At 38.9% G+C, this 15,129-nt stretch carries 13 protein-coding genes; 9 read left to right on the forward strand and 4 right to left on the reverse strand.

Going from position 1 to position 15,129, the window contains the following annotated elements:
• Positions 1-495: 495 nt before the first annotated feature.
• Positions 496-1,680 carry a succinyl-diaminopimelate desuccinylase gene (gene dapE, locus D172_RS05410; RefSeq protein ID WP_007376910.1) on the forward strand — a complete coding sequence of 395 codons (1,185 nt, stop codon included), beginning with the start codon at positions 496-498 and terminating at the stop codon, positions 1,678-1,680.
• A 196-nt stretch (positions 1,681-1,876) separates the two neighbouring features.
• On the opposite strand, the gene D172_RS05415 is transcribed toward dapE, so the two are convergent.
• Positions 1,877-3,586 (reverse strand): GNAT family N-acyltransferase, encoded by a 1,710-nt coding sequence (locus tag D172_RS05415; RefSeq protein WP_007376911.1) that lies wholly within the window; start codon positions 3,584-3,586, stop codon positions 1,877-1,879.
• A 545-nt stretch (positions 3,587-4,131) separates the two neighbouring features.
• On the opposite strand from D172_RS05415, the gene D172_RS05420 reads away from it, so the two are divergent.
• Entirely contained in the window at positions 4,132-5,052 is a 921-nt protein-coding gene (locus D172_RS05420) for a 2-hydroxyacid dehydrogenase (protein ID WP_007376912.1), read from the forward strand.
• Positions 5,053-5,924: 872 nt separating this feature from the next.
• Here the strand turns inward: D172_RS05420 and D172_RS05425 are convergent.
• Entirely contained in the window at positions 5,925-6,170 is a 246-nt protein-coding gene (locus D172_RS05425; protein WP_007376914.1) for a hypothetical protein, read from the reverse strand.
• 100 nt (positions 6,171-6,270) lie between these two features.
• Positions 6,271-6,720: a hypothetical protein gene (locus tag D172_RS05430; RefSeq protein ID WP_007376915.1), complete on the reverse strand. Its 450-nt coding sequence runs from the start codon at positions 6,718-6,720 to the stop codon at positions 6,271-6,273.
• Between the two features lie 104 nt (positions 6,721-6,824).
• Between D172_RS05430 and D172_RS05435 the strand changes: the two genes are divergently transcribed.
• Complete coding sequence (locus D172_RS05435; protein WP_007376916.1) at positions 6,825-7,208, forward strand: response regulator; 384 nt, start codon at positions 6,825-6,827, stop codon at positions 7,206-7,208.
• A gap of 69 nt (positions 7,209-7,277) precedes the next feature.
• Here D172_RS05435 and rpsT read toward each other — a convergent pair whose 3' ends face one another.
• Complete coding sequence (rpsT, locus tag D172_RS05440) at positions 7,278-7,538, reverse strand: 30S ribosomal protein S20 (RefSeq protein WP_002958225.1); 261 nt, start codon at positions 7,536-7,538, stop codon at positions 7,278-7,280.
• 295 nt (positions 7,539-7,833) lie between these two features.
• Here rpsT and murJ point away from each other — a divergent pair, with 295 nt between their 5' ends.
• From murJ to ispH, 6 genes are all read left to right on the forward strand, one after another.
• On the forward strand, positions 7,834-9,372 hold the full coding sequence (gene murJ, locus D172_RS05445; RefSeq protein WP_033023584.1) for a murein biosynthesis integral membrane protein MurJ: 1,539 nt from the start codon (positions 7,834-7,836) through the stop codon (positions 9,370-9,372).
• An 84-nt stretch (positions 9,373-9,456) separates the two neighbouring features.
• On the forward strand, positions 9,457-10,407 hold the full coding sequence (gene ribF, locus D172_RS05450) for a bifunctional riboflavin kinase/FAD synthetase (protein WP_007376918.1): 951 nt from the start codon (positions 9,457-9,459) through the stop codon (positions 10,405-10,407).
• 5 nt (positions 10,408-10,412) lie between these two features.
• Positions 10,413-13,241, forward strand: a complete 2,829-nt coding sequence (gene ileS, locus D172_RS05455; RefSeq protein ID WP_007376919.1) for an isoleucine--tRNA ligase — start codon at positions 10,413-10,415, stop codon at positions 13,239-13,241.
• A 12-nt stretch (positions 13,242-13,253) separates the two neighbouring features.
• The gene (gene lspA / locus D172_RS05460; RefSeq protein ID WP_007376920.1) at positions 13,254-13,754 is read left to right on the forward strand and encodes a signal peptidase II; all 501 of its coding nucleotides are present in this window, start codon (positions 13,254-13,256) and stop codon (positions 13,752-13,754) included.
• A complete protein-coding gene (gene fkpB / locus D172_RS05465) occupies positions 13,751-14,191 on the forward strand; it encodes an FKBP-type peptidyl-prolyl cis-trans isomerase (RefSeq protein ID WP_002958231.1) in 441 nt (146 codons plus the stop codon). The genes lspA and fkpB overlap by 4 nt, the downstream gene beginning before the upstream one ends.
• Entirely contained in the window at positions 14,191-15,120 is a 930-nt protein-coding gene (gene ispH / locus D172_RS05470; RefSeq protein WP_007376921.1) for a 4-hydroxy-3-methylbut-2-enyl diphosphate reductase, read from the forward strand. Before fkpB ends, ispH begins: the two co-directional genes overlap by 1 nt.
• Positions 15,121-15,129: the final 9 nt, after the last annotated feature.

Consider the following 15,129-nt stretch of genomic DNA (forward strand, 5'->3'; position numbering starts at 1 on the left):
TTCTCCAAGAACTACTTTTTGATTGACGCTATTATTGCAGTTTTAAAATGTTCAAAACCTGTTCTAGATCAAAGTTTCAAAAATGTTTGAACGTTGTGAAGTGTTTTATTGATTTAGATTAATTTTGATGTTGATTAGCGACAGAGATACTTGACTCTTGATTTCTTAAATAACTAAAAGCGCTGTTCTGAATGTGTTTAGTGCGTGCAAGTTCAGGTTTTTAGGTAGCAAAAGTTATAAATCCCCCTTAACCAGAATCGAGAAAACAACGTCTCTTTTTTCATGATTAGGCTCTGCCTTACCTGATTGCCACACATTTTGCTGTAAATTTAACCTCAAAAGTTAAACACCTTATAATAATAAAATATAAAAAATAGTCACAGCTGTGTATTAATACTGACATCGCTTAGTCATAAATTCAGGCTTTAATAATAACTCAATATTTTCGTGAGTCTCTTAACTAAAGTTAGGGCTAAGCAATAAAGGGCGTTTGATATGGCTATCGCTATTTTTGATAAAGCAATCAGTGAAAGAGAATTCCAACGCGACGTTGTTGCATATTTACAAACGCTTATTCGATTTGAATCTGTTACACCTAATCAGGCTGGAGCAATTGATTGGCTTATTAGAGAATTGAGTGACTTGGGATTACAGTGTGAGCATTTTAATGTAAACGGCGTGAGTAATTTAATCGCTTCAATTAGTTTTGGAACCGGACCATGCGTCGCCTTTTCAGGGCATATAGATGTAGTACCAGCAGCAACAGGGCAATGGTTAAGTCCACCTTTTGCAGGGAATATTGTATGTGATTCAGTGTATGGTCGAGGCGCTGCAGATATGAAAGGTGGTGTGGCTGCAATGCTTAGCGCAACAAATAATCTGATTAATAATAGCGAGAATAAGCAAGGAACATTGTATTGGCTTATTACATCTGATGAAGAGGGCGAGGCTGAATTTGGCTCTCAAGTAATCGTTAATAAACTGGCCGAGCAAGGTGTTGTACTTGATGGCTGTATTGTTGGAGAGCCAACCAGCCATATGTGCGTAGGTGACACTATCAAGAATGGGCGAAGAGGTGCACTCTCTGCACGCATTAAGGTAACAGGTAAGGCTGGGCACGTGGCTTATCCTGATAATACGATCAATGCAGCTTTTATAGCTGCTAAAATAGTTAATTACTTGAGTGAACAAACGTGGCAACTTGATGAACAAAGCTCAAAAACCACATTGCAAGTAACGGGTATTAATATTGATAACGTTATTGATAATCTTGTGCCAGCTTATTGTGAGGTTACTTTTAACGTGCGTTATAGTCATGCATATCGCAGCGAGGCGATTAAAGCGTTATTGACACAATCGCTTAGTGAGTTTGCCCATTACTTTACAATAGAGTGGGAGCGTCCGTGTGAGCCATATTATACAGCAGACACTCATGACTGGAGTTTACTTTCTCATGTTGAGCAGGCTATTTACAAGCAAACAGGCTGTTATCCACTGCTCAGTACCAGCGGTGGAACATCCGATGGGCGTTTTTTTGCAAATAACCACACTCAAGTTATAGAGTGCGGTGTGCGTAATAATACGATACATCAAGTAAACGAACATGTACCTATAAGTGATTTAGTAAAAATAGAAGCAATTTATAGCTCTTTGCTCGAGCAGGTTTTTTTAAATTGCTAGGGCGTGTTGACCTTTTGAGGTTGTATTTGTAATAGTGTGTTTAACCTGAACTCTACTTGAGATAGATTTATCCAGAGTTCAGGTTATTTAATCGGCCACGTCTATGCAATGCCGTTACTGTGCATAAATAGGCAATGAGATAACATGAATGCCAAACACATGCTGTAATAAATTTTTCTAGTTTTTGCACTAGTTATTATTTTTTTAAGTAACGTTTTGCTTTGTTCTCTTTTACGCTTTCCAGGTCGACTAAAACCAAGCCGTCTATACAATTGTTAAAGTCGGGATCAATACTAAAACTTAAAAACTGTACGCCACCGGGCATACAGAGCTCAGTGTATTGCTTAAATAATGTGGGGACTTGCGCTCCCATATTGGCTAGTACGTGCTTAAGCTCTACAAAATCTTCTTTCACATTGTTGCCACTGAACACTGTTTGGCATTGTGTTAGTTGTTGATCGCTTAGTCTAAATTCATTGTTAGGCATTGCTAGTTGCACATTGTTTTTGTAGTAATGTTGATAATAATAAACAAGCATGGCTTTTGCCTGCTCTGGTAGGGTATTAGGTACGGTTACAGCGCCAAATAAGTAACGGTATTGTGGGTAGTTTTTAATAAAGGCGCCGATACCATACCAAAGATAGTCTAAGCTTTTACGTCCCCAATACTTTGGTTGTACAAAGCTGCGACCAAGCTCAATACCTTGGTGTAAGTAGGGGGTCATGGCCTCTGTATAGGAAAATAAGCTATCGGTGTAGAGCCCTTTTCGTCCGTGTTTTTTTATTATATCTTGCGCACAAGCTAATCGGTATGCACCAACGAGTTCTAATTGAGTAGGATCCCATAATACAAGATGTTGATAATCCATATCATATTTATCTATATCTCGACGCTTACCGCTGCCTTCTCCCACGGCTCTAAATGCAATTTCCCTTAATCGACCTAGCTCTCTAAACACCGCAGAGCTACCGGTATATTGATAAAGGTGAATATGCATATCGTCGATTGTTTTACCCAGCAACTGGCATTGATCAATCGCTTTTTTTAGCTCTTTTCTGCATTCAGGTATAGCAAGAGGCATTTGTGTTTTTAGTGGTAACGGCTTTTTAGACGTTAGCCTATAAAGCTGCTTACGAATAAGGTTTACAACTTCTTTATCTTTTAGATTTTCTATCAAATAAGACTCAGGCGGAATTGAAGCTCCAATTTCAAACTCCAATGACTTTTGACGTTGCTTAAACATTTCTTTGACCAGTAGCAAACTCGCTAGAGGCTTATAAATCATTGATGTGCCATAAAATAAAGGGCTGTTTTTAGCTTTTATAAAAACAGGTAAAATGGGGCTGTTGGCTTTTTTTGCCATACGTAAAAAACCGCTATTCCACTTGCAATCTTTTATGCCTGTGGGGCTCAAACGAGAGACTTCACCGGCTGGGAATATAAGCAGTGCACCTTCGTTTTTTAAGTGTTGGTGGATATTATTGAGTTCTTGTTTTTTACTTGTTCCAGATAAGTTATCAACGGGTAGTAACAGTTCATGCATGGGGGTAACCGACATCAGCATACGGTTAGCTACAACCTTTAAATCTTGTCTAACAGTTGAGAGTACTTTAATAAGTGCAAGTGCATCCAAAGAGCCGATAGGGTGGTTTGCAACAATAACCAGCTTACCTTCATTGGGGATATGTTCAATTTGTTTAGGTTTGTAGCGTGTATCAAAATCAAGCTCATCTAATACCTGTTCAACAAACTCTAAACCTTGCAAGTGAGGGTAAGCATCACCAAAGGCAACAAACTCCTGTTCATGTAACAGATACCCTAGCCCTTTTTTTACAAGGCCTTTTACTTTTGGTGATTTTTCTAATTGTGGTAAATTTGCTGCAATCACTTTATCAATACTAATCATATAAACCTCTTTCACGCATTGGCATGTTTACCATTTACTTAGAATAAAAAAAGGGTGTGACAGTTACTTTGCAGTTGTGTGACTTTTTAAAGTGCGAATTGAGCCAGGGCATGTTTATCTTTTGAGGTTAAACATGCGCAGCCCGTAGGACTCTGCCTAGGGGCAATTTACTCTTTGTTGCTCGGTTTTTATACCAATCAGCTTATATATGGGGTCTATTTAACGTTAAGAAAATTACGCTAGGACTAGGCAAAAATTTTTGTATCTAGTTGTTCTAAATAAAAAATTATTAACGACGTTATAGTGCAATTTAATTCGTTAAATTGATCAAAGATTTATGCAGGTTGGTATTACTTATTCTTACATGGATGTAAGCCACTAGGGTAACGCAGGAGCAGTTACCGAGCCCGCTAGGTTACAAACCTCGCGCCGCGATTTAATCGCCCCTAGATTGAACGAATTTCAATCTAAAAGGTCAGTAGGCCCTAGGCAAAGATATCTTGATTAGTATAATTAGTTAAACTCGAACTTATTTGGAAATAAAGATGTCTGTATTAGTTGCTATCACAGGGCGAGATAACAAAAAATTAATGGCGCAATTAAAAATACGGTTACCTAATGTATGCATAGAAGAGTGGCCAGATTGCCAGAGTTTGGATAAAGTCGACTTTGTACTTGCTTGGAAAGCCCCGCAAACAATGTGGTCACAACTTCCTAATTTAAAAGTTGTCTCGTCTTTTGGTGCTGGAGTTGACAGTATCGATTTAGCATTATTACCTAGGAACGTTGAGGTTGTGCGCATTGTTGATACTCAGTTGGCAGAGGATATGGCTGAATATGTACTTGCTCATGTTTTAGCGCAAAAGTTACGTTTTAAAGAGTATTTTATTAAACAAAACCAGCAAAGTTGGCAGCCAAAGCGTGCTTATAGCTATAAAAATGTTGGTATTTTAGGGTTTGGTGAGTTGGGCAAGGCGTGTGCAAAAAAGCTTGTTAGTAATGGCTTTCTTGTAAGTGCATGGGCGCAAAGAGAGAAAAAGGCAGTTAATGTTGAAATGTTTTATGCTAAACAAGGCCTTAATAAAATGCTTCCTAATATAGATTATCTAATTTGTTTATTGCCACTTACACAAGAAACTACCGGTATAATTGATCGCACATTATTATCAAAGCTTCCAGTCCATGCAGGACTCATTAATGTTGCCCGTGGGGAGCATGTTATTGAGCAAGATTTATTAGATGCTTTAAATACAGATAGCTTACGAGTAGCTACTTTAGATGTTTTTGAGCAAGAGCCACTCGCAATCGACCACCCATATTGGCAGCACCCAAAAATAACACTGACGCCTCACTGTGCCGCATTATCTGATTTAAGAAGTGTTATTGAGCAAATAGCAGAAAATATTGAATGTTTAAGGCAAGGTAGTAAACTTAATAATCTAATAGATAGAACGAAAGGTTATTAATGGATAGTTAAATAATTTAACAAACTACTTGTTAACACTTGTAATTTTTATTATTGTTGTTAGGTATTCTCATTAATAAAAACAATAAAGAGGGTGTTATGAAGACGAATCAAGGTGGTGTGAAGTTAAGTTTAATAGTTATTTCGATTATTGTATTGGGTGTATCTGCTTGGTTTAATCAACCGACTGTTCTGTAATTACACAATGCCACAGTAAATTATTTAATCTTGCTGTGGTTATTTCTAAATTTTTGCTTTTTTATCGTTTCCATAAATACTATTTAACCTAAACTTTGGTTAAGAGATTACTTAACCGACTGAAACCTTCGGGCCTATTGCAAGTAAATCCAATGCAGTTAGCGCTGAAAATAGCTGCCTGAGATCGATTTATTATCCAGAGCCAAGTTATTTAGGTCACGTTATTTCCTTAGAATTACCCACTCACATCTAGGTAGTACCAATCCGCAATAATACTTAATCAATTTTAGGGATAAAATCTGACGCTAACTGCGTTAAATATTTCTGATATACGACTGCACGGATGCAGGAGCAATTAGTGATAACAACTAAGTAACGAAATTATTGCCTTGTCATTGGCACGATTTTCTTACCTCAAAATAGATCACTTAATTAAGCTAATAGGTATAAGAATAAAAAATTTATCGTCTAATTTTTGGATCGAGCGTTGGATGTGGGCGAGCAAGCAATCCAATATACAAATTCAGCCTTAAAAGAGTAAACACGGCCTTACTCACCCAAAATTTCGCTAATGACAATAATTTTTCTAAATTTATGATGTTTCCGAGAACCTTTCTATTTTTGCAATAAAAAGCCCAGCAATGCTGGGCTATAAAATAATCTAAGGGAAAGTTGTTAACTTTGAGTTACATTGAACTGTCCAAATGTATAAACTTTGAACAAGTAAAAAGTATTTATCAGCACCAAACTCATATTTGAAATAACACTCGACGACATAAGATCTAAGCTAAAAGATAAAAATAACAAACCACATGCACTAATCGCGGCAACGCGTAGCAGTGTTATCTGGTTAATAAAGAATGCACCTAAACCTAGTGCAAGTAGTATCGTGTTTAAAAGCCAATCTAGCTCGTTTAGCATGGTCGTTTCAATAGTTCAGTTGTAGAAAAAAGGAGCGCCATTATGTTGATATTTTGCGCACCTTTCAACCAAGTAATTTTAAATTTTCAGATTAGTTTTTTTAATGCTTAAAATAACTTCCAATCGCTGCAAATAAACCATGATCTGCTATGACTTGATACTTTTGACAGTTATTTAAACTTTCTGGATTAGTACATAAATAAAGGGATTTTCGTCTAGAATCTAATTGTGGGTGCAAGTTTGAATCTATAATGGTAGCTCCGTAGCCAAATACACCAGGCCAATAAATGCTTTCGCTTACCATCCCTAATTTTTTATAGGTGAGTAATGTCGGCTTTGGAAACGTTATTATTATTAATAGAGCAATGCTTAAAGTTATTATTAAACCTTTTTTTGACTTAGTTTCTTTGCCACCTTGGCTAGAAATAGTCGGACCTTGAGTTTCACTTATTGCGCCTTGCGATGCTGTACGAGGCCTACGTTGTTGTACTTGCTTTTTTTTGGCAGGCGTTTTTCCAAGTAGTGTTTGTTTTTTTTGTGTTTTTGACATAAAGCAGATCTGGCCTTTTTGGTGTAGGTCTCTATAATTAAATGAATAAATTTATATACCAATATAATAACGTAAACTTGGCTTGTAGCCTATGAGGAATGAAGATGAATACGCAGCTATCAATTTTAATTGTAGATGACGTTAGCACTGTACGCAGCTTTTTAAGTCAAACGCTGATGCATTTAGGGATAGATAACGTAAAGGAAGCATCTACCGCCTCACAGTGTATTAGCGAGTGCCGCGCTGCAAAATATAATATCATCTTTTTAGATATTGAATTACCTGATGGTGATGGCAAAGAATTAATTGCACAAATAAATGAATTAAGCCCTGAAACTAATGTTGTTATGGTATCGGCTCATTCGGGTATAGAGAATGTAAAAGATGCGATAGATAAAGGCGCTAAAGGTTTTGTGGTTAAGCCATTCACTCCTAAAAAAATAGCGGCAATGCTTAAGAAGTTCTATCCAGATTTAGAAAACGTGTAATTATATAATTAAATTTTAAATAAAAAAAAACCGGCAAAAGCCGGTTTTTTATATTCTATCAAAAACAAATTATAGAGCTTTAATCTTAGCTGCTATACGGCTCTTATGACGAGCTGCTTTGTTTTTGTGAATTAGACCCTTAGTTGCGTAACGGTCTAGGATAGGTGTAGCAACAGAAAAAGCTTGCTGTGCAGCTTCTTTATCGCCCGCTTCAATAGCAACAATTACTTTTTTGAAGTAAGTGCGCATCATTGAACGACGGCTTGCGTTGTGCTGACGGTTTTTTTCGCTTGTGATAGCGCGTTTTTTTGCAGACTTGATGTTAGCCAAGGTTTGCTCCTAACAATCTTAAAATAAAGCTTAAATTAAAGGCCGTGGAATATGCCTGTTTCTATCATGGATGTCAATTTAAATTTAACAATCCAAGAAAAACTGCACCATATAACGAGCATCAATTTGCCGCTTTAGCAGTTAATACCGACATTGTAACAAAGCACAGACCCCCAGCCTAGTGCTTTAAAGCGATTTATAAAAAAGACTGTGGCATAATCGCCTATCTTGAGGATTTTTGAGTAGGTTTAAGGTGTCAAAAGGTTTATTTCGCTCCGGTATGATTGTTAGTTGTATGACTATGATATCGCGTATTTTAGGGCTCGTTCGAGACGCAGTCGTTGCCAATTTATTAGGCGCAAGTGCAGCGGCTGATGTTTTTTTATTTGCTAACCGTATTCCTAATTTTTTACGTCGTTTATTTGCAGAAGGTGCCTTCGCACAAGCATTTGTACCCGTGCTGAGTGAAATTAAAGAACAGCAAGGCGACGACAAGGTCAGACTTTTTGTTGCACAAGCAGCAGGTACATTAGGAACCATTTTATTGATTGTCACTATTATTGGTGTTGTTGCCTCACCCGTTATTGCAGCATTATTTGGTACAGGTTGGTTTATAGATTGGTGGCAGGGCGGGCCTAATGCCGAAAAATTTGAACTTGCAAGTTCATTACTTAAATTTACATTCCCTTATTTATTTTTTGTAAGTTTAGTGGCGCTTAGTGGTGCAGTCATGAATGTGTATAACCGTTTTGCTGTTGCTGCATTTACACCTGTTCTACTCAATGTTTCTATCATTACGTGTGCAATTTTTTTACATGATAAATTTAGCGTCGGGGCTTATTCTCTCGCAATTGGCGTATTTATTGGTGGCGTTGTACAGCTTTTGTTTCAACTTCCATTTTTATACCGTGCAAAAATGTTGGCGCGTCCGCGTTGGGCATGGCAAGACGAAAACGTAAAAAAAGTACGAAAACTTATGCTACCGGCTTTGTTTGGTGTCTCTATTAGTCAAATTAATCTGTTGCTAGATACCATGATTGCGTCATTACTGATGACGGGCTCAATTGCATGGCTTTATTATTCAGACCGCTTAATTGAATTTCCGCTGGGTTTATTTGGTATTGGTATTGCGACAGTTATTTTACCGGCGCTTTCTAAACTGCATAGCAGTAAAAAAAGTAGCGACTTTCAGCAGACTCTCGATTGGGGAGTGCGTTTTGTTATCTTTTTAGGCCTACCAGCAATGATAGGTTTAATGATCATCAGTCCACTTATTATTACCGTATTGTTCGACCACGGTGCATTTAAAGAAGACAGTATTGATCATGTCAAAGCAGTAAGCCTAGGCGTAGTCGCATATTCAGTAGGGCTTGTAAGTTTTATGCTAATTAAAGTACTGGCTCCTGGCTTTTACGCTCGCCAAGACACTAAAACGCCGGTGCGTATTGGTATTATCACCTTAGTACTTAATATGGTGTTTAACATTATGCTGGCTCCTTTCATTGGTTATTTAGGGTTAGCACTTGCTACTTCGTTATCGGCTAGCTGCAATGCATTTTTATTATACAGGCAGCTTAAAAAAGAAAATGTATACCAGTTTTCATCAACGAGCATGCGCTTTACACTTAAGTGTGTTGTTGCAAGTGCGTTTATGGGAGCTGTTACATGGTTTGTGAGCAGTTACTATTATTGGGCTACATGGAGCTTTACACATCAGGTAATGTTATTAATAGCATTAGTGGCTTTGGCAGGTATTAGTTACTTTGCAATGCTATTTTTGATGGGCGTTAGACTAAATACGATAAAAAGTGTAGCAATTACTGAATCAAATTAAAAAAAAGATTATAATCGGCAACTCTGCGACTTTAATTAATTTTTAGTCGTAATTAATAACTCGCTAAACAAGGCATTAGGTGGCATGGAGTTAATTAGAGGTATACACAATATTCGCCCGCACCATTTTGGTTGTGTGTTAACTATTGGTAATTTTGACGGTGTTCATTTAGGCCACGCAGAAGTATTAAAAGGTTTACTTATTGATGCTAAAGCACATAGTTTGCCAAGCACTGTAATGCTGTTTGAGCCTCAGCCACAAGAGTTTTTTGCTAAAAATAATGCCCCAGCACGGCTAACGCGCTTGCGAGATAAGCTACGTTTGCTAAGTGATTTAGGTATTGAGCGAGTTATTTGCATTAGCTTTAATCAGCAATTTGCAAACATGCATGCTGAGCAATTCGTTAATGAGATTTTGATTAAAAAGTTAGGTGTTAAAGCACTTACTGTTGGTGATGATTTTAAGTTTGGTAAACAGCGCCAAGGTAACTTTGCTTTGCTTGCTAGCATAGGAACGCAAGCCGGCATGGATGTAAAAAGCACCGCGAGCTTTCGTCAATTAAATGCTAGAGTGAGCAGCACTTTAATACGAGATGCTTTAGCATCTGGTGACTTAGCGAGTGCTAAAATAATGCTTGGTCACGATTATGCTATTTCTGGGCGTGTTATACATGGCTGGAAAAGAGGACGTGAACTCGGTTTTAGAACGGCAAATATTGCCCTAAAACGCCAAGTGTGTCCTGTCAACGGGGTGTTTGCAGTGCAAGCAACGATTGCAGGAAAACAGATTTTTGGAGTTGCAAATGTAGGTAATAAGCCGACATTTAATGGAACTCGTGCATTATTAGAAGTTCATCTTTTTGATTTTGCACAGGATATTTACGGACAATTTATGCATGTGGAGTTAATAAAAAAACTTCGCGATGAGAAAAAATTCGAGACATTAACACAATTAACGGCGCAAATAGCAACTGATGTTGCTGCCGCTAAGCAGTGTTTTGGTTTAAATCAGGTAGCCGATAGAGACGGAATGTAGGATAAATGAGCGACTATAAACATACTTTGAACTTACCGGAAACACCGTTTCCAATGCGTGGCAATTTGGCACAACGTGAACCAAAAATGCTTAAAGCATGGTATGAAGACGACCTATACGGTCAAATTCGCAGCGCTAAGAAAGGTAAAAAGACCTTTATTTTGCATGACGGCCCTCCGTATGCAAATGGCGACATCCATTTAGGCCACTCAGTTAATAAAATATTAAAAGACATTATTGTTAAGTCTAAAACATTATCTGACTTTGATTCACCATTAGTTCCTGGTTGGGATTGTCATGGTTTACCAATCGAGTTAATGGTTGAGAAAAAAGTAGGCAAGCCGGGCGTAAAAGTAACCGCGAGCGAGTTTCGTGAAAAATGCCGTGCATACGCTAAAAAACAAGTTGAAGGTCAAAAAGTTGATTTTAAACGTTTAGGCGTATTTGCAGATTGGGATAAGCCTTACTTAACAATGAACTTTGACTTTGAAGCGAATGCAATTCGTGTACTTGGTCGTATTATTGAAAAAGGTCATTTGCATAAAGGTGCTAAGCCTGTGCATTGGTGTACAGATTGTGGTTCTGCATTAGCAGAAGCAGAAGTTGAATACCAAGATAAGCAATCTCCAGCGATTGATGTGCGTTTTACATTTGTTGATCAAGATGCTGTTGTGAGTGCATTTGATTTGGCTGATGGTCATAAAGGTGAAGGCAGTGTTGGTACTGTTATTTGGACAACAACACCGTGGACGCTTCCTGCAAACCGCGCTGTGGCTGTGCATGCCGATTTAGAGTATGCGTTAGTACAGGTTGAAGATGAAGGCGTACAACAACGTCTAATTTTAGGTTCTGAGCTTGTTAAAGATGCTATGGACCGTTTTGGTTTTAATCACTTTCACATACTAGGGTATGTAAAAGGTGCAGCGCTTGAAAACTTGCAAGTAGCCCATCCTTTTTATGATTTTAATGTACCAGTGATTGTTGCTGAACACGTAACGACTGATTCAGGTACTGGTGTTGTACATACCGCACCTGGGCATGGTCAAGAAGATTTCGTGGCTGGTTTAAATTACAACCTTGAAGTAGCTAACCCTGTTGGTGCAAATGGTGTTTATTTACCAGATACCGAACTTTTTGCAGGTCAGCACGTATTTAAGGCGAATGCGAGCGTAATTGAAGTATTAAAAGAGCACGGTGCGCTTATGCATCATCATGCGCTTACGCACAGTTACCCGCATTGTTGGCGCCATAAAACACCAATCATTTTCCGTGCTACACCACAATGGTTTGTAAGCATGGATCAGGCTAACTTACGTCAAGATTCTCTTGCTGAGATTAAAAACACGCAATGGTTACCAGAGTGGGGCGAAAGCCGTATTTCTAACATGGTTGAAAGCCGCCCAGATTGGTGTATATCACGCCAGCGTACTTGGGGCGTGCCAATCGCGTTGTTCGTTGACAAAGACACCGGTGCACTTCACCCAAATACACAAGAGCTAATTGCTCAAGCAGCAGCGCTTGTTGAAAAGTCTGGTATACAAGCATGGTACGATTTAGAACCAGCTACTTTACTTGGTGAAGAAGACGCCAAGCAATACATGAAAGTACAAGATACGCTAGATGTATGGTTTGACTCAGGTGTATCGCACGCTTGTGTTGTAGACGCCCGTGAAGACTTAGTGGGGCCAGCTGATTTATACCTTGAAGGGTCTGATCAACACCGTGGTTGGTTTATGTCATCGATGATGACATCAGTGGCTATTAATGGTCATGCGCCATACCGCCAAGTATTGACTCATGGTTTTACGGTTGATGAAAACGGCCGAAAAATGTCTAAGTCACTAGGTAATGTTATTTCACCACAAAATGTGATGAATAAACTAGGTGCCGACATTCTACGTTTATGGGTTGCCTCTACCGATTACACGGCAGAAATGACTGTGTCGGATGAAATATTTAAACGTTCAGCCGATCGTTACCGTCGTATTCGTAACACCAGCCGTTACTTGCTTGCTAACCTAAATGGTTTTGATCCAAAAACTGATCAAGTAGCTGTTGATGATATGGTTGAGCTTGATAAGTGGATTGTTGGCCGTGCTGCTCAGTTACAAGACGAGATTTTAGCCGCGTACGACAGCTACCAAATGCTATTAGTAACGCAAAAGCTAATGAACTTCTGTACGGGTGAACTTGGTTCGTTCTATTTAGATGTTATTAAAGATCGTCAATACACAGCTAAGAGCGACAGCCATGCACGTCGCTCTTGTCAAACAGCGCTTTATCATATTGCAGAAGCAATGACGCGTTGGATGGCACCTATTATGAGCTTTACCGCACAAGAAATTTGGGAAGCGTTACCGGGTGAGCGTAGTGACTACGTATTTACATCAGTTTGGTACGATGGCTTACAAGCGCCAACAAATAGCCAATTTAGTAACGATGATTGGTTAGAGATTTTAACTGTACGTGACGAAGTAAACCGCTTATTAGAAGCTGCACGTAAAGAAGAAGTCATTGGTGCAACACTTCAAGCAACGGTTAATTTATTTACGAGTAAAGAGCTTGCCGCTAAGTTAAATGCGCTTGGTGATGAACTGCGTTTTGTATTGTTAACATCAGCGGTAAATGTTACTGAAGTTGATAGCCAGCCTGCTGATACACAAGCTACCGAAATTGAAGGTTTGTTCATTAGTGTTGCTGCAACAGATGCTGCTAAATGTGAGCGTTGTTGGCATTACAGTGAAGATGTAGGTGTTGAGCCTGCTCATCCTGAAATTTGTGGTCGCTGTGTAAGTAATGTTGATGGCGAAGGTGAAAAGCGTCAATTCGCTTAGGAGTTATTCTTAGTGAGCAAACTAGCCCAAAAAAGTGGTTTAGTGTGGCTTTGGTTGAGTCTATTACTTTTAGTAATAGACTTTGCCAGTAAAACACTTGTTGTAGGGACAATGGCTTATCAAGAGTCGATAAATTTACTCCCTGTTTTTAGTATTACTTATGTGCATAATTATGGTGCGGCTTATAGCTTTTTAAGTGAAGCGGGTGGTTGGCAGCGTTGGTTTTTAAGTGCAATTGCCATTGCTATTAGTGCTTTGCTTGTGTGGTGGCTAAAACGTTTACCTGCAACAAACAAAGTACTATGCGGTGCCTATGCGTTGGTACTTGCAGGCGCTATTGGTAATTTATACGATCGTATTGCGTATGGTTATGTAATCGACTTTATTCACGTATTTTATAAAGACTCACATTTTCCTGTATTCAATATTGCTGATTGCGCTATTTGTATTGGCGCAGCACTATTGTTATTTGACGCCTTTACCGGTGAGAGTCCGAAGGAGCATAAAGCATGAGCCAAGCTGTAATTGGTGAAAACTCACAAGTTATTTTCCATTTTTCTATTAAATTAGAAGATGGTTCTGCCGCCGACTCTACCAAGGTGCACAATAAACCTGCTAAATTAACAATGGGCGATGGCAGCTTAACGGCAAACTTCGAAAAGTGTTTATTAGGCCTAACTGCAGGCGAAAGTAAAACGTTTGAATTAGAACCTGAAGATGCGTTTGGCCAGCCAAACCCAGATAATATTTACTACGTTGATCGCAGTAAGTTTGGTCCAGAAACACCAGCTAAGGTAGGTGCAATTATTGCGTTTACTCAACCTGATGGGACTGAACTTCCAGGTTTAGTACGTGAAGTGCAAGGCGAGTCGGTAACGATTGATTTTAATCACCCTTTATCTGGTCAGCGTTTAACGTTTGAAGTTGATATTATTGAGGTAGAAGGTTAATGGAAATATTATTAGCTAATCCACGCGGCTTTTGCGCTGGTGTTGACCGTGCTATTAGTATTGTTGAGCGCGCTTTGGATATTTTTGAAAAGCCAATTTATGTTCGCCACGAAGTAGTTCATAACCGCTATGTAGTTGATGGATTAAAAAGCCGTGGTGCGGTTTTTGTTGAAGAGCTTGATCAAGTACCTGACGACAGCATTGTTATTTTTAGCGCACATGGCGTATCGCAAGCTGTTCGCAGCGAGGCTAAACGCCGTGACTTAAAAGTATTTGATGCAACGTGTCCGCTTGTAACTAAAGTACATATGGAAGTTACACGTGCGAGTCGAAAAGGTATTGAGTGTATTTTAATTGGACACCATGGTCACCCTGAAGTAGAGGGAACAATGGGACAATATGATAACTCAGCCGGTGGCATTTACCTTGTTGAAACTGTTGACGATGTAATTGCGCTTGATGTAAAAAATGCTGAAAACCTTTTTTATTGCAGCCAAACGACGCTTTCTGTTGATGATACCGCTGATGTTATTGATGCACTTCGCAATAAGTTTCCATCAATTGACGGACCGCGTAAAGATGACATTTGTTATGCAACGCAAAATCGTCAAGACGCTGTGCGTGACTTAGCTGACAAAGTTGACGTGCTATTAGTCGTTGGCGCTAAAAATAGCTCTAATTCTAATCGCTTGCGTGAGCTGGCAGATAAAATGGGCACGGTTGCTTATTTAATTGATGATGCAACTGATGTGCAAGAACAGTGGGTTTCGGGTTCTAAATCAGTGGGTGTTACTGCGGGAGCCTCTGCGCCAGAAGTACTTGTACAACAAGTTATAAGCCGATTAAAAGAGCTAGGTGGCACACAGGTTGTTGAAAACCCAGGCGAAGAAGAGAATATAGTATTTGCTGTTCCTGTAGAGCTACGTTAATTTAAAATT

The sequence above is a fragment of the Pseudoalteromonas sp. Bsw20308 genome, assembly GCF_000310105.2.
GTDB classification, from domain to species: domain Bacteria; phylum Pseudomonadota; class Gammaproteobacteria; order Enterobacterales; family Alteromonadaceae; genus Pseudoalteromonas; species Pseudoalteromonas fuliginea.

Coding starts and splice junctions, on each gene's coding strand:
- dapE (WP_007376910.1), top strand. CDS start 496: ATGGCTATCGCTATTTTTGATAAAGCAATCAGTGAAAGAGAATTCCAA.
- D172_RS05415 (WP_007376911.1), bottom strand. CDS start 3,586: ATGATTAGTATTGATAAAGTGATTGCAGCAAATTTACCACAATTAGAA.
- D172_RS05420 (WP_007376912.1), top strand. CDS start 4,132: ATGTCTGTATTAGTTGCTATCACAGGGCGAGATAACAAAAAATTAATG.
- D172_RS05425 (WP_007376914.1), bottom strand. CDS start 6,170: ATGCTAAACGAGCTAGATTGGCTTTTAAACACGATACTACTTGCACTA.
- D172_RS05430 (WP_007376915.1), bottom strand. CDS start 6,720: ATGTCAAAAACACAAAAAAAACAAACACTACTTGGAAAAACGCCTGCC.
- D172_RS05435 (WP_007376916.1), top strand. CDS start 6,825: ATGAATACGCAGCTATCAATTTTAATTGTAGATGACGTTAGCACTGTA.
- murJ (WP_033023584.1), top strand. CDS start 7,834: ATGACTATGATATCGCGTATTTTAGGGCTCGTTCGAGACGCAGTCGTT.
- ribF (WP_007376918.1), top strand. CDS start 9,457: ATGGAGTTAATTAGAGGTATACACAATATTCGCCCGCACCATTTTGGT.
- ileS (WP_007376919.1), top strand. CDS start 10,413: ATGAGCGACTATAAACATACTTTGAACTTACCGGAAACACCGTTTCCA.
- fkpB (WP_002958231.1), top strand. CDS start 13,751: ATGAGCCAAGCTGTAATTGGTGAAAACTCACAAGTTATTTTCCATTTT.
- ispH (WP_007376921.1), top strand. CDS start 14,191: ATGGAAATATTATTAGCTAATCCACGCGGCTTTTGCGCTGGTGTTGAC.